The organism is Cutibacterium sp. LaCa_255, assembly GCF_057458005.1.
Genome location: NZ_CP190956.1, coordinates 2,059,201 through 2,074,013, shown reverse-complemented (window position 1 = coordinate 2,074,013; position 14,813 = coordinate 2,059,201). Strand labels below are relative to the sequence as shown.

The 14,813-nt window shown below is 61.3% G+C and carries 14 protein-coding genes; 11 read left to right on the top strand and 3 right to left on the bottom strand.

Features of this window, described 5'->3' with window-relative positions; all coding sequences use genetic code 11:
- Positions 1-84 precede the first annotated feature (84 nt).
- Complete coding sequence (locus ACP8ML_RS09410; RefSeq protein ID WP_249361308.1) at positions 85-609, top strand: hypothetical protein; 525 nt, start codon at positions 85-87, stop codon at positions 607-609.
- 290 nt (positions 610-899) lie between these two features.
- Here ACP8ML_RS09410 and ACP8ML_RS09405 read toward each other — a convergent pair whose 3' ends face one another.
- Positions 900-1,082, bottom strand: a complete 183-nt coding sequence (locus tag ACP8ML_RS09405; RefSeq protein ID WP_016666027.1) for a hypothetical protein — start codon at positions 1,080-1,082, stop codon at positions 900-902.
- Positions 1,083-1,541: 459 nt separating this feature from the next.
- Here ACP8ML_RS09405 and ACP8ML_RS09400 point away from each other — a divergent pair, with 459 nt between their 5' ends.
- The 4 genes from ACP8ML_RS09400 to ACP8ML_RS09385 all read left to right on the top strand — a co-directional run bounded on the left by ACP8ML_RS09400 (position 1,542) and on the right by ACP8ML_RS09385 (position 5,178).
- A complete protein-coding gene (locus tag ACP8ML_RS09400; protein ID WP_117189634.1) occupies positions 1,542-2,033 on the top strand; it encodes an NUDIX hydrolase in 492 nt (163 codons plus the stop codon).
- Between the two features lie 124 nt (positions 2,034-2,157).
- On the top strand, positions 2,158-3,327 hold the full coding sequence (locus tag ACP8ML_RS09395) for an ABC transporter substrate-binding protein (protein WP_117189635.1): 1,170 nt from the start codon (positions 2,158-2,160) through the stop codon (positions 3,325-3,327).
- Positions 3,328-3,349: 22 nt separating this feature from the next.
- On the top strand, positions 3,350-4,429 hold the full coding sequence (locus ACP8ML_RS09390) for a FecCD family ABC transporter permease (RefSeq protein ID WP_117189636.1): 1,080 nt from the start codon (positions 3,350-3,352) through the stop codon (positions 4,427-4,429).
- Complete coding sequence (locus ACP8ML_RS09385) at positions 4,426-5,178, top strand: ABC transporter ATP-binding protein (RefSeq protein WP_002514783.1); 753 nt, start codon at positions 4,426-4,428, stop codon at positions 5,176-5,178. Before ACP8ML_RS09390 ends, ACP8ML_RS09385 begins: the two co-directional genes overlap by 4 nt.
- Positions 5,179-5,204: 26 nt before the next feature.
- On the opposite strand, the gene ACP8ML_RS09380 is transcribed toward ACP8ML_RS09385, so the two are convergent.
- Positions 5,205-5,630 carry a hypothetical protein gene (locus ACP8ML_RS09380; protein WP_117189637.1) on the bottom strand — a complete coding sequence of 142 codons (426 nt, stop codon included), beginning with the start codon at positions 5,628-5,630 and terminating at the stop codon, positions 5,205-5,207.
- A gap of 251 nt (positions 5,631-5,881) precedes the next feature.
- Here ACP8ML_RS09380 and ACP8ML_RS09375 point away from each other — a divergent pair, with 251 nt between their 5' ends.
- From ACP8ML_RS09375 to groL, 5 genes are all read left to right on the top strand, one after another.
- Positions 5,882-7,045, top strand: coding sequence for a THUMP-like domain-containing protein (locus ACP8ML_RS09375; protein ID WP_117189638.1), 1,164 nt, complete (start codon positions 5,882-5,884; stop codon positions 7,043-7,045).
- 47 nt (positions 7,046-7,092) lie between these two features.
- Positions 7,093-7,920 carry an LppM family (lipo)protein gene (locus tag ACP8ML_RS09370; RefSeq protein WP_117189639.1) on the top strand — a complete coding sequence of 276 codons (828 nt, stop codon included), beginning with the start codon at positions 7,093-7,095 and terminating at the stop codon, positions 7,918-7,920.
- Positions 7,921-8,022: 102 nt separating this feature from the next.
- Positions 8,023-8,985 (top strand): LppM family (lipo)protein, encoded by a 963-nt coding sequence (locus tag ACP8ML_RS09365; protein ID WP_249361309.1) that lies wholly within the window; start codon positions 8,023-8,025, stop codon positions 8,983-8,985.
- 206 nt (positions 8,986-9,191) lie between these two features.
- Entirely contained in the window at positions 9,192-9,488 is a 297-nt protein-coding gene (groES, locus tag ACP8ML_RS09360) for a co-chaperone GroES (RefSeq protein WP_065673843.1), read from the top strand.
- Between the two features lie 11 nt (positions 9,489-9,499).
- Positions 9,500-11,095, top strand: a complete 1,596-nt coding sequence (groL, locus tag ACP8ML_RS09355; RefSeq protein WP_016666017.1) for a chaperonin GroEL — start codon at positions 9,500-9,502, stop codon at positions 11,093-11,095.
- A gap of 146 nt (positions 11,096-11,241) precedes the next feature.
- Here the strand turns inward: groL and ACP8ML_RS09350 are convergent, their stop codons facing one another.
- Positions 11,242-12,966 carry an alanine/glycine:cation symporter family protein gene (locus ACP8ML_RS09350; RefSeq protein WP_171048655.1) on the bottom strand — a complete coding sequence of 575 codons (1,725 nt, stop codon included), beginning with the start codon at positions 12,964-12,966 and terminating at the stop codon, positions 11,242-11,244.
- A gap of 286 nt (positions 12,967-13,252) precedes the next feature.
- Here ACP8ML_RS09350 and mptB point away from each other — a divergent pair, with 286 nt between their 5' ends.
- A complete protein-coding gene (gene mptB, locus ACP8ML_RS09345; protein ID WP_117189642.1) occupies positions 13,253-14,752 on the top strand; it encodes a polyprenol phosphomannose-dependent alpha 1,6 mannosyltransferase MptB in 1,500 nt (499 codons plus the stop codon).
- Positions 14,753-14,813: the final 61 nt, after the last annotated feature.

Sequence of the window (14,813 nt, the reverse complement as noted above, 5' to 3'; positions counted from 1 at the left end):
CGCAGCGTTAGGAACCGTCCTGTTTCTCTACTGGGGCCTCTGGGCCTGCGTAATGGCCCATATCGTCTACAACGCTCAGTACTGGTGGAACAGGAACTCGACTCATCGGCGCAGGATACCGAGCGCATGATCAATACCGTGATAGTCGTGACCCTCTACGTCGGCTACTACTTCGTTTCTAAACCGTTCCTCCGCAAGCTGTCCAGCAGCGCAGCCCGGTCAAGTCTTCCAATCCTCACGAGCGCGACCATCGCCGAACGCCAAGCAACATTCCAGATGTCCTTGGTGGTGGCTGCTCACCTCATCATGGTGTGCATCTTGTCTTTCTTGGTCTTGCCTCCGCAGTGGTGGCTCCACCAAACAAGTCACTTGGGATTCCAGAGCGTCGCTGTGCTACTCGCCATGCTTCTGGGGATTGGAGAATCCGTTGCTTCAGGAGTCCTCGCGGAGATGCTTTACGGTTTGCTCGGTTGGATCGATAGACGCCGCGAACAGCTGGTCCGCCCATCGCGCTTGGCAGCCGACATGGTGGAAGCCAGTGCTGGCGGCCGGATGAAGACGATCCGTGGGGCGGTTGAAGCCAACTTGATCATGGGGGGACCCTGCTGACAATGCAGTTGGCCTGCGAAGAGATCATTTTCCGATTCATCTTCCCCCGCTGCCTGCCGGGGCACATGTGGACCGCTGGGGCCCCATTTCATCATCATGCAGTTCAGCGGTTTGAAGCGACCGATCGGAGGAGCCTTCGCAGCGGTTGGAGCGATCGTGATGGCGGTCAGCCAAGGATACCTCGCGGCCCGATCAGACGTTCTGATCCCCCTCGTCGCGGCCCACTTGGCTATGTTCCTCAGCTCACGCGCCCTGTCCAACAAGTGAGGGGGTCGAAGGACCCAGTCTAGTCAGTTGCCCGGTTGCGCCACGACGGCACAGGTTGAGCAGGAGCAGCACGAGCCGGAGCTAGAGCTGGTGGACCCGCCGGGAGCGAGCATGTCCACTTGGGAATCGATTCCCAAGGTGTTGCTCATGGCGGTCTGTACGGTGCGAACCCGATGGTCGTTGGCGGTCGTGACGGTGATCTGCATGATCGCAATCCCTTCTCTCGTTGAAAATGCCGCCAATGACAACGTAGCAGCCGAAAGCTTCAGCTCCCAGAGCCTCATTCATTTCACATGGCCCGTGGCACCTTCTGATGAGGTAGCAGGACTTGGCAAACAGGGAACTAGAGAAATCACCTACTAATTAAGCGGCGAGGTCATTGCGGTGGTTCTGGGATGTGCGCTCCTGAGCAGGGCGGCGAGGGACCCCTGTCGACCCGTTGTGCGGCCTGAACATGGACAAGGGCTCCAGACCTATCGCCCGCCATCGCCCGGCAGTCAGACACACAGCACCATTTAACGCGTGACCCACGACTTGCCGGACCGGTTACAAGGACGCGCAGCCATGTAGACATCAAGCACCAAAGACCCCAGATAAGCTTCTGTGACTTGTCGAGGCTGCTTTTCGCTTACTATCCATTTCCGTCCCTTTGAGAGGATGTCTACATGATGACCCCGATCCTCACCACCCTTGGCTTCGTCATGCACCCTGACGGAGAGCGCGTCCTCATGGTGCATCGCATCGCACGTCCTGGCGACGAGCAGCTCGGCAAGTACAACGGGCTGGGAGGCAAGGTGGAACCGGGGGAGGATGTCGTCGCTGGCATGAAGCGCGAATTGCGCGAGGAGGCTGCGATCGAGGTTGACGCCATGCGCCTACGTGGCACCGTCTCGTGGCCGGGGTTCGGGCGGCACGGAGAGGACCATTTCGGATTTATCTTCCTCGTCGACTCGTGGCATCCCATTGCCGACGCCATCCCTGACGCCAATGAAGAGGGGCCACTGACCTGGGAGCGCGTCGATTCGCTCGACGAGTTACCGATGTGGGAGGGGGACCGCTACTTTCTGCCGCTGGTTTTTGATCCTGATGTTCCGCAGTTCCACGGCTGTCTGCCCTATCACGATGGTCGACCGACCGGGTGGTCATACTCGGTGTAAACCTTTGACGCTGGGGGCTTCGTGGATGCGCGGCGTCATGCTTGCACCAAGGCTTAGGTAAAGCTAACCTTAAGCCCACTTTGTATTGACGCTGTACGCCCCCACAGGAAGGCCCGCCACCATCATGAATGTCACAAGAACTCTCGGCGCCATTGCCACGATTGCTCTTACGTTAGGTCTTGGTGCCTGCGCCGGTGGTGCCCAGGAGAAGGCGTCGAGTGGCCATACTCCCGCTCTGAGTGTCACCGATGTTGCAGGGCGCACGGTTTCCTTTGACGCCCAACCTAAGCGCATTCTTTTGGCTGAGGGGCGCGCGCTGATGGCCACCAGTGTCCTGAACAAGGAGAATCCGGCTAAGGATGTGGTAGCCATCGGCGCTGATTTACACAAGGCGGCGCCCAGCTTCGAATCTGCATTGCGTCAGGCCCGCCCACAGGTGAGCAAACTTCCGATGATTGGCAGTATCGAGAAGGGGGACGTCACTGTGGAGAATATGCTGTCGTTCAAGCCCGATGCGGTGGTCATGACTCTGGACCAGAAAGAGGCTGCGGAGAAGGCTGGATTTCTTCAGAAAATGGACCAAGCCAAGCTTCCCCATGTTTTCATCGACTTCCGCAGGAAGCCTCTAGAAAACACCACGAAATCGATGGCGACACTCGGTAAAATCTTTGGTGGAAAGGCTATTTCCCGAGCTAAGGAATTCAATAAATTCTATCAATCAAAGGTTGATGACGTGTCACAAAGAGTCTCCCGGGAAAGTGACAAACCTCGCACATTTCTGTGGCGTGCTGCCGGGCTTAAGGACTGTTGCTCCACCTATGCGAATCTCAATCTGGGCGACGTCATCACCGCTGCCGGAGGCCACAACCTTGGGGTGGACCTCCTTCGGACATCTGCAGGTGACGTCACCCCAGAGAAGATTGTGGCAACCCAACCCGAACACATCATCGCCACCGGTGGTTCGTGGGCTAAGGATCCGAAGAAACCGGAGTCTGTTCCTCACGTCGAACTTGGATATAACGTCACTGATGACGATGCACAGAGGACCTTGGCTGGCCTGCTCAAGACCCCGGGATTTTCCTTACTCAAGGCCCCGAAGGATGGAAAGTTGCATGCCGTCTATCATCAGTTCTACGACTCTCCCTTTAATGTTTTCGCACTTGAGCAGTTCGCGGCATGGCAACATCCGAAACAATTCAAGGGTGTCGACCTAACGAAGGATTTCGCTAAATTCCATGAGGACTACTTGCCTTTTGGCTACCGTGGCGTGTTTTTCGTCACGCTGAAGAAGTGAATCCGACGTGAGTAACACTGACATGTCCCTTGCCCCGGAGGATCCTGCCACCGGAATGGTGGCTGTGGTGAGGGGATACTACCGGCGTGCCCGTTGGAAGCGCTGGGCCATTGTCCTGCTTTCGGTCATTGCGGTGGCTGCTTTCCTAGTCACCATCGTGGTTGGCCCCGTGGACATCACTCTTCCCCAGCTGCTGAGAGCACTGGTCAATCCCTCCACGGTGGATGCTCAGACCAGAATGGTGCTGTGGCAATTGCGCATTCCGTCGTCGGTGATGGCGGTACTCATTGGGGTGTGCCTTTCGCTCGCAGGCGCGCACATGCAGACCATCCTGGACAACCCGCTGGCAGAACCTTTCACGTTAGGGATCTCTGCAGCAGCGGCTTTTGGGGCGGCCGCCTCTATCGTCTTGGGGTGGACGATCATTCCCAATTCCCAATTCAACGTGGCGGTCTGCGCAGCAGTGGCATCCCTTGTTGCGGTTGCCATTGTTGCCGCTGTCTCACGCCGCCGTGAAGATGGCCGGGAGTCCATGATCCTGCTTGGTATCGCCCTGGTATTCGGATTCCATGCGCTCCTGGCGCTCTTGCAGTACCGAGCCACCCCGGAGGCCCTCCAACAGATCGTCTTCTGGACGATGGGCTCCCTTCAACGGGCTACGTGGACTTCGAATGCCATCATCGCCGCCGTCCTGGCTATCGCTATTCCCATCACGATCAGGCATTCGGGGCAGCTGACCGCGTTGAGACTCGGAGATGAACGTGCTGCCGCCATGGGGGTGAATGTGCCCCGGCTGAGGTCGCGAATCCTTATTCTGGCGTCACTGCTGGCAGCAGTTACCGTCGCCTTTGCTGGGGTCATCGGATTCGTCGGTCTGGTCGGTCCCCATGTCGCCCGCATCCTGGTTGGCGAGGAGCAGCGATACTTCGCGCCTGCCTCCGCAGCTACTGGGGCCTTCCTACTAGCCACCGCCCATGCCCTGTCGATCACCATCATCCCTGGGGTGGCGATACCTATTGGGATCATCACCGCGCTAGTGGGGGTGCCAGTATTCGTTTCCCTCATCCTCACTCGGCATCGTATCTTCGGAGGGGCATCGTGAACATCCGCCTGTCTAACCTGCACTTGTCTTACGGGCAGCGTCACGTACTCGACGGGGTGAGCCTCGGTCCGCTGGAGCGGGGGACGGTCACTGGGCTGCTCGGACCCAACGGAGCGGGAAAATCCACGCTCATCAAGGCGATCGCCGGGCTGAAGACCCCTACCTCGGGAGAGGTGATCATCAGCGATGACGATGGCCATGTCAGCGGAGCCCAACTGCGCGACGTCGTGGGTTACCTACCCCAGGACGTGCTTGCCACCGCATCCCTGACCGTCCTTGAGTCGGTCCTGACCTCGGCTCGCAGCAGGAGCAAAGCGACGGTGGAACGTGCTGCTCATGTCTTGGAGCGCGTCGGTATTGCCCATATCGCCCACCGCTTCATTTCCCAGCTGTCTGGCGGACAACGGCAATTGGTGGCGTTGGCGCAGATGGTAGTTCGAGATCCTCAGGTCTTGCTGCTCGACGAGCCCACCTCTGCATTAGATCTGCACAATCAGATCGAGGTGTTGCGCCTAGTGCGCAGAGCCGTTGACAGCGGGCACAGGATGGCAATCGTCGCCCTCCACGACCTGAATCTGGCTGCCTGTTACTGTGACCGCCTGGTGTTGTTACACGAGGGCGGGGTGCATGCCGAAGGATCACCCTCGGAAGTCCTCACCCCGGACGTGTTGGAGCGCGTCTATGGGTTCCGTGCCCGGGTGCTCAGCGACGACGGCATCCCCGTCGTTCGTCCAGTGGTAACCGCGTAATCCGTCAATTGCGGGCGTTATCTTGGTCAGCTGGCTAGCCTGACGATCCACAGAATGAGGCAAACCACCGGAGCCACCCAGCGAGAACTCCACGCTCCGTAGTGAGTTTCCGTAAACATACTGTCTGCTCGAGGGTTGCTCCCTGGCAGGCTGCATGGGGCAATGGCTGTGAGCGCGAGGCTTACCGGCAACAGGATCGAGAACGGTACCGGTGTCGTCACGATTGGGGTATCCGCGAGGACCCCCATCGTGATAATCCCGCCGAGAGCCAGCATGATGGTGACCCCAGCGACGACGTCCTGCCCAGAACCGTCCGGTTCAACGAAAGATTCCACAAAGGTCAACAAGCCGGGAATCACGATGATCGCAATAAAGAGCAGCGCCCAGCTGACATTGGTGTGGGCATCCATGTTGAGGGGTTCCGTGCGCGACGCATAGTAGGTCGTCGCCATGGCTCCGAGCTGGAAGGCTGAACCGATGAAGTGATGGACGTACCACCCTGCAGAACGGCGCGAAAGATCGTCCTCAGGGGTCACGTTCCTGGACCCCCAGGATTGCAGGCGCTGGGTGAATCTCGATCGGTTCTCGTAAGTGGTGATGGCCACGACGGTATTAGTTACTCCTCGTGCGGGAAACAGTGCAAAGCGATGTCTCGACCGAAGACTGTACCCAAACGGTTCGAAAGTACCTCTATGGTGGCACCGTGGATCTCACCGTGGCACGCCGTCTGGCCAGCGATGAAGGGATCGACGCCCTCGACCTCGCCGACGCCGAGTCTGATCCAGATTCGCTGTCCGCCGCGACCAGATTGCGTCGTCACATGGATGCCGATCTCGCCGCCGCAGCCCTCGACCAAATCAGCCTGAGACGTCGAGCCGTCAGCAAGGTTGGTCCGGTCGGTGCAGACATGTTGTGGACCCGTGACGGACTCGAGCAGGCCACCCGTGGCGACGTCTCCCTGTGGCGTGCAAAATGCCTGGTCTCGGCAGGTTTCACGGACGTCGTGGACCTGGGTTGCGCATGTGGTGCAGACTCCCGGGCTTGCCTCGATGCCGGGTTGAGGGTGACGGCCGTCGAGATCGACCCGGCGACCGCTGAACTGGCCCGTCACAATCTGCCCGGAGTCAACGTGCTGTGCGCCGATGCCGCAGAGGTCGTTGATGACCTGCTCAAGGATGCGTCAGACTCCACGGTCGTCATGCTCGACCCTGCTCGACGCACTGGTCGAGGGCGGACCTGGCGCCTGGAGGACGTGCAGCCGCCATGGTCCTTCGTTGAGAAAGTGATCACGTCGACGCCGACCGTCGTCAAGCTTGGACCAGGCGTCGATCGCTCCCAACTGCCGGACCTGCCCGTCACCTACGTGGGTCATCGTGGGGATCTGGTTGAGGCGACGTTGTGGTCCGGGTTTGGCGACCGCTGGTCAGGGGATCGTGCCATTCTCGTCAGCCCCGAGACGACCCGTGAGCTGCCCGGTGCACTACCTGATCCGGACGTTGGTGATCTGGGCCCCTTCGTGGCTGAACCTCACCCGGCAGCCATTCGGGCAGGCAGTCTCTCGGCGATTGACGACTCGCTGCACACGGTGTCTGACGGCATCGCCTACCTCACTGCAGATGCCCCGGTGAATTCTCCGTGGCTGACGTGGTTTGCCGTCAAGGAGGTGCTCCCTCTCGACGTCAAGACGCTGCGTTCCTGGGTGCGTGATCACCGCGTCGGAACCCTCGAGATCAAGAAGCGTGGTGTTGACGTCGATCCCGTCGCGTGGCGACGAAAGCTCAAGCCCTCTGGGCCACGTTCCATCACTCTCATCTGCACTCCGACAAGGAAAAACGCCAAGGTTTTGGTGTGTGATCGAATGCGCTGATCCTCCAGCCGTATCCAGAATCGACCTATCTGTGATGTCATGTGCTCATGGTGGCCACTCGGCACTCGGCAAGATACCTCACTGCACTGCTGTTGACTCCGCTCCTCCTGCTGTCGGGGTGCGGAAAGTTCAACGCTGGTTTCGTCATCGAGGACGAAAACCATGTTGATGCAACCTTGACCGTCGGAGTTCTCAAGTCGGTCCTCGACGAGTTCACGGGAAGTGAGGCCGAGGAGGTCACGAAAGAGCTTCGCGATTGCTCGGAACTCAAGAAATCATATGAGTTGGATGAGAACGCTGCCGACAAGATGACGGTCAAACCCTTTGACGACGACAAGTATTTGGGCTGCACGGTGACCGGCACGATGACGGTCGCTGAGCTGACGGGCCAAGCATCCTCATCCTCGAGTAGTGCGAAACCGTCGACCACACCTTCGAAGGGTTTTGCGGGCGACGGCCCTATCTTCATCGCCTTTGATGACGACAAGGTCCGGTTCCGTCTTGATGGTTCTGATCTGCAGGACGCCATCTCTGGGTTTGGCTCCTCGGAATTGGGTGGCTCAGCCAAGGGTTTTGATTTCAAGGTCTCTGTGACCTTCCCTGGCAAAGTCCTCAGTCATTCGGGGGCGAGCAAGGTCGACGGCAAGACCGTGACCTGGACTGACATCGAGGACCTCGAATCGTATTCGGGCCTGGAGGCCTCAGGCGAGCGCGGAGGTGGCTTCCCCGGCTGGACATGGGTGGTTCTCGCGGTGGTCGTCGTCGCCATTGGTGGTGCCATTGCAGCTGTGGTCGTGGACAAGAGGAAGGCTGCCCAGGGAGGCCGTCGGCCACCCCATGCTCCTGGCGTTGAGCCTGGCCCAAACGCACACTGACCGCGAGCTCGTACGAGGCCTGGAACCATATGGCTTCCAGGGCTCCGTTTCATTGGTTTGCACATGTGGGCCTACCGTCAGGCCCCATGCCTGTGATTCCATGTGGGCATGCTGAGTGTTTCGCGCCATATGAGACGCTGTCTGGTCTTGCTTCTTGCACCCCTGTTGCTGCTCGCCGGGTGCGTCAAATTCGACACGGCAATGGAGATCAAGGACGAGGATCACATTCACGTCAAGGCCACGGTTGGTATCTCCAAGTCGATGGCCGACATGTCGGGGGAGGATCTCACCTCCCAGTTCTCCAACTGCAGTGACGTCAAGGGCATGGGCGGCGGGGCCTCGAGCGCGAAGGGTGAAAAGTTCGAGGATGATCAGTACATCGGTTGCACCTATTCGGGCGACATCACGGCAGCCGAGTACAACAAGAAGGATGACGGCAGCAAGATCACCTTCGACAAAGACAAGGTGACCTTCAAGATGAATGCGGGTTATTTCAATGACGCAGGTGGTTCCACCGAGTCCCTCGATGCGAGCATGCTCAGCGACTTCAAGGTCTCCATCATCTTCCCCGGCAAGGTGTTGAGCCACTCGGGATCGAGCAAGGTCGACGGGAACACCGTCACCTGGACCGATCCCAAGGACGTGTTCTCGAGCGAGGGGCTCAGCGCCACTGGTGAGCGCAACGATGGTGTGCCGGCGTGGGTCTGGATCGTCGTCGCGGTGGCGGCCTTGGCGATCATCGGGATCGTCGTGGCTGTCGTGCTCAAGAAGAAGGGTCCGAAGGCGAGCGAGCCGGAGAACGGTGATGCCCCGTGGGCGATGCAGTATCCGGGGCAGCCGCAGGGGCAACAGCCTCAGCAGTGGAACAGCCAGACCCCGCAGTGGGGCAGTCAACCCGACCGGGGCAATCCTCAGGCACAACAGTCGCCCTACCAGAACCCGAGCCAGAGTCAGCTAGGTCAGCCATGGGGACATGTCCCGGGGAATGTGACCGGGGCTCCTCAGCCTGATCAGCAGCCGCTCTCAAACCCTGATGACTTCTGGAAGAACCACGGATCCAACTGATTGGTGCCGATATTTGGAAGGCCGTTTCTGGCACTCCCGTTGCCTGAGTGCCAACCACGGGTGTACTTTCGTGGTTGGCACTCTCGTGGTGAGTGTGCCAACGGACCTGAAGCACCCGCGACGCCGATGGTTCGTCGCGCTCGGGGCTCGCAACCCCTGGCGAGAGACAATGACACAATCCGTCTTCAGTAGAAAGGGGTCTTGACGTGGCAACCACGATCAAGCCGCTCGAGGACCGCGTCCTCGTCCAGCCTCTCGAGGCCGAGCAGACCACCGCTTCCGGACTCGTCATCCCGGACACCGCCAAGGAGAAGCCCCAGGAGGGCAAGGTCATCTCCGCTGGCCCCGGTCGCGTCGACGACAAGGGCACCCGCGTTCCCATGGATGTCAAGGAGGGTGACGTCGTCATCTTCTCCAAGTACGGCGGCACCGACGTCAAGTACGATGGCCAGGAGTACCTGCTCCTCAACGCTCGCGACATCCTCGCCGTCGTCGAGAAGTGAGGCGCTGATACATGGCAGCCAAGCAGCTTCAGTTCGACGAGGAGGCCCGTCGCTCCCTCGAGCGCGGCGTCGACACCCTCGCTAACACCGTCAAGGTGACCCTCGGCCCCAAGGGGCGCTACGTCGTTCTCGACAAGAAGTGGGGAGCCCCGACCATCACCAACGACGGCGTGACCGTCGCCAAGGAGGTCGATCTCACCGATCCTTACGAGAACCTCGGCGCCCAGCTCGCCAAGGAGGTCGCCACCAAGACCAACGACGTGGCCGGTGATGGAACCACCACCGCCACCGTGCTCGCCCAGGCCCTCGTTCACGAGGGACTGCGCGCCGTGGCCTCCGGGGGCAACCCGGTCGGTCTCAAGCACGGTATCGAGAAGGCCGTCGACGCCGTCGTGGAGGAGCTTCGCTCTATCTCGCGCGCCATCGACACCACCTCGGACATGGCCAGTGTCGCCACTATCTCCAGCCGTGACGAGAAGATCGGTGAGCTCATCGCCGAGGCTTTCGACAAGGTTGGCAAGGACGGCGTCATCACCGTCGACGAGTCCCAGACCTTCGGCACCGAGCTCGACTTCACCGAGGGCATGCAGTTCGACAAGGGCTACCTGTCGCCCTACATGGTCACCGACCAGGACCGCATGGAGGCCGTGATCGAGGATCCTTACATCCTCGTCCACTCCGGCAAGATCTCGTCGATGAACGACCTGCTCCCGCTGTTGGAGAAGGTCATCGCCGCCCACGGTAACCTGTTCATCGTGGCCGAGGACGTCGACGGGGAGGCCCTGAGCACCCTCGTCGTCAACAAGATCCGCGGCACCTTCAACTCGGTGGCCGTCAAGGCTCCGGCCTTCGGTGACCGCCGCAAGGCCATGCTGCAGGACATCGCCACCCTCACCGGTGGTCAGGTCGTCGCTCCCGAGGTCGGGCTCAAGCTCGACCAGGTGGGCCTCGAGGTTCTGGGTCGCGCCAAGAAGGTTGTCGTCACCAAGGACAACACCACCATCGTCGACGGCGCCGGCTCCAAGGCCGACGTCGAGGGACGCGTCGCCCAGCTGCGTGCTGAGTACGACAACTCCGACTCCGAATGGGACCGCGAGAAGCTCCAGGAGCGTATTGCCAAGCTCGCCGGCGGTGTGTGTGTCATTCGCGTGGGTGCGGCCACCGAGGTCGAGCTCAACGAGAAGAAGCACCGCATCGAGGATGCTGTCTCCGCGACTCGTGCAGCGATCGAGGAGGGCATCGTCGCCGGTGGTGGCTCCGCCCTCATCCATGCCGCGCACGTGCTTGACGGGAACCTTCACCTCGAGGGTGACGAGAAGGCCGGTGTCCAGATCGTCGCCAAGGCCGTTCGCGAGCCGCTGCGCTGGATTGCCGAGAACGGTGGCGAGCCTGGCTATGTCATCGTCTCCAAGGTTGCCGAGATGGAGCCCGGACACGGCTACAACGGCAAGACTGGTCAGTACGTGGACCTCATCGCCGACGGTGTCATCGACCCTGTCAAGGTGACCCGCTCCGCGCTGGCCAACGCCGCCTCCATCGCCGCTTTGCTGCTCACCACCGAGACCCTCGTGGTGGACAAGCCGGAGGAAGAAGACGACGACAAGTGAGTCACTGATCCTCGCTGATCACTGCGGGCCCCGGAACCGTTTGGTTCCGGGGCCCGTTGCTATACGTCCGTGCCGGTGACCGGTCGGTCTTCGTGATGCGCCCGGGGAGCATTCCCCGGGCCCCGTGCACTCACGACGCGATGGCGTCAGTCCTTGAGCGGCTTGCCGTCACGGTCCATGGTGTTGAACAACTCATGGTCTTCGGGCAGATGATCCAGGTAGTCACGCTCGGTGTCTGGGGCCGTGTGTCCCAGATCGAGCTCCTCACTACGAGCGTCCATGGCTGCCGCACGCAGGGCGTACTCCTCGTCAGCAGTCTCGAGCTGCTCAGGAGTGGCCTCGTTGGCGACGATCATGCCGGCCTGGGCATCCTCAGGTACCTGAGGAATGACGCCGGCGTCCACACGCTCCCGATGACCCTTGATCTCGCGAGCCACGACCCGAGCGAGGAAGTACATGCCGATCACGTTCGGAACAGCCATGAGGAAGAGCATGGCGTCGGCCAGAGCGAGGATCGAGGCCATGTTCGTGGCCGCACCGACAACCAGCAGGAGCAGGAAGATGCCGTTGTAGATGCGCTCGGCGGTGGCCGAGTTCCCGAACAGGAAGCCAACAGCCTTCTTGCCGTAGAAGGAGTACGACAGCATCGTCGAGAAGGCGAAGAGGACGACAGCCAGGGTCAGCAGGGAGCTGAACCACGGGGCAACCGTCTCGAGAGCGTGGGCGGTCATCTGAACACCATCGGCGTCGTGATCCTTGTAGACACCGGTGATGATGATGGTGATGGCCGTCATGGTGCAGATGACGACGGAGTCGATGAACGGCTCCCACATAGCGACGAAGCCCTCCTGTGCCGGGTGACGAGTCTTCACGGCAGAGTGGGCGATGCCCGCGGTACCGACACCGGCTGCGTTCGAGAAGGCAGCACGCTGAACGCCGACGATGAGCACGCCGAGGACGCCTCCGGCGATGCCATGGCCAGTGAAGGCGCCCGACCAGATGGCCTTAAAGGCGTCACCAACTTCGGTGATGTTCGCGCCGATCACGGCCAGACACATGATGACGTAGAGGATGCCCATGAAGGGGACGATCTTGGAGGTGGCAGCGCCAATCTTGGAGGCACCGCCGACGATGACGATGCCGACGAGGATCGCGAACACCAGTCCGACAACCCACATGTGGGTGCCGATCCAGGAGTCCTTGCCACCGGCGAACATCGCCAGCTGGTAGGCGGCCTGGTTGGACTGGAACATGTTGCCCGCGCCGATGACGCCGAAGGTGGTGCAGACGGCGAACAGGGTGGCGAGGACGCGACCGAGCTTGGGCTTGTCGATCGAGGCCAGGCCATCCCGGAGGTAATACATCGGACCGCCGGAGGTGGTTCCGTCCTCATTGACGACGCGGAACTTCACACCGAGGGTCGCCTCGGACATCTTGACACTCATGCCGACCAGACCGGCAACAACGATCCAGAAAGATGCGCCTGGGCCGCCAGTTGCGATGGCGATGGCGACACCGGCGATGTTTCCCAGGCCGACGGTGCCCGACAACTCGGTGGCGAGAGCTTGGAAGCTGGTGACGTCACCAGGATCGGTGTGACGGGAGAAGTGTCCTCGCACCACATGGCTGGAATGGCGAATTGAGGCTGGGCGCAATTGCTGGAAGCCCAGGTAGATCGTGAAGAAGACTCCAGCTGCCAACAGCCACGCGAGGATGAGCGGGAATTCATTGCCTCCGGGCAATGGGATGGCCCAGAACACCGCGTCAGAAATGGTGGTGGCGATGGGGGAGAAGAATTTGTCGATGGCCTGGTCCAAGCTCAGCGGAGCTGGAATCGGGGCCTCGAGAATTGCGGAAACGGGCGATGACATGATGCCAGGTGGCACGAACGGTCCTATCCGTTGACGACGTTGGACACCGAGCCCGGCGACACCGCAATGCGGTACCGGTCTTTTCCCGACCGATCTCAACACGCACAGGGGCCAGAGACCCGGTGGGCACGACCACACCACACTCCGGTATCAGGGGGGGCAGGGCCGCACCTGTGGCGGAGCACAACCGCCTCATACACCTTAGCGGGTTGGGGTGACAATTGGCCCAAAACGCTCGACACCGTGTCTTCTCTCGTCGTCTGGCTGTGTGGTTCCCCTACGCTGAATGCTGATGACCACGACGACCCACTTCCATGATCGTCAGCCTGCGCTGGCCCATTCCCATCCCGATCGACGCCGCCTCGTCGAGGTGCTCGTGATGGGATTCGTCGGCTCCGTCATGATGGTGGTGTGGGGATGGGGTTCTCCCCATGCCGGAATGCCGGAGCAGGTGCGTCCCGTCGGGGTGGCCGTGGTTGCCAGCAGTGTCGTCGGCTTGAGCGCCATGATCATCGCGTGGTTGCGTTCCCGGAAACTTGTCGGCACTCGCCTCCTCGCCCTCGTCACGTGGTCGCTACCGCTGTTGTTCGGTCCGCCGCTGCTCAGTCGGGATGGTTGGGCCTATGCTGCTCAGGGGTGGGTCCTGGCTCAGGGTCTGGACCCCTACGTGGTTCCCCAGGGTTTGGCAGGCGTGCTTGGTCAGGCCGTCGGCACTCCGTGGGGGGGTACGACAGCGGTGTATCCGCCGGGATCGCTGTGGATCCAGGCAGCGATGGTGACGATCGCTCACGCCGATCCGTTGTGGTCGGTGCTGCTGATGCGCGTGCCGGCCATCATCGGCATCGCTCTGATGTTCTGGACGATGCCGCAGCTGGCGCGGTATGCCGGTGCCGACCCCGATCATGCCCTCTGGCTGGGGGCATGCTGCCCCTTGACGACCCTGAGCATCATCGGCGGCATGCACAATGACGGGCTCCAGGTCGGCCTGTCCCTTGCGGCGCTGATCGTGGCGATCCACCTGATCTTGTCCGGACGTGGATGGTTGGGACTCGTTGCTGGTGGGGCGATCGTCGGTCTGGCCGGCACCGTCAAGCAGCCGGGCGTGCTGGCCGGGGTGGGCGTCGTCACCCTGGCCCACGTCCACGCGGTGCGTCATGGCGGCCACCGCTGGACGAACCGGAATTGCTGGTCGGCCCTCCTCGCCCGCACCGCTGCTGGAGCCATTCCGGCCCTGGCGGTATTCGGCGGGATCTCCGCCGTCCATGGTCTGGGGCTGGGATGGCTCAACCCGACGGCAGGCAGTCCTGTCTCCGTGACGAGCGACTCACCGATCGCCCTGGTGGTTCAGATCCTGCGGGGAAGTGGTCGGATCCCGCTGGACGAGCTGGTCGGCCCGGCCATCATCGTCAGCCTGGTCCTCACCCTGGTCGCGATGGTGTGGTGCTGGGCCCGATGGGGCCCTGTCCCATCCTTGCGACGCATGGACGACTCCATCGGACAGCTGGGCAGTCCGCTGCGACTGCAGGCCGGCGTCATGATCGCCTTCGCTGTCTTCGGGGCCTCCCTGCAACCCTGGTACCTCATCGGGCCGCTGGCCCTGGTCGCCTCGATTCCATTGCGTCGCACCCACCGCGACATCGTCATCGTCGGAGTGGTGGCCGTCAGTATCCTGGCCCATCTGCAGTGGTACTGGTCGCCTTACGTGTGCCTGCCGCTGGTCATCGTCGGATGTCTCATTGTCCGGCGGGTCCCGACGGCGTGGGCTTTCGTGACGGCCACGACCTGACGGCGACCAGCGTTCCCGGCCAGCTCGGGGCGATCGGCTGGGCGACCTCGACGCCCGCGGC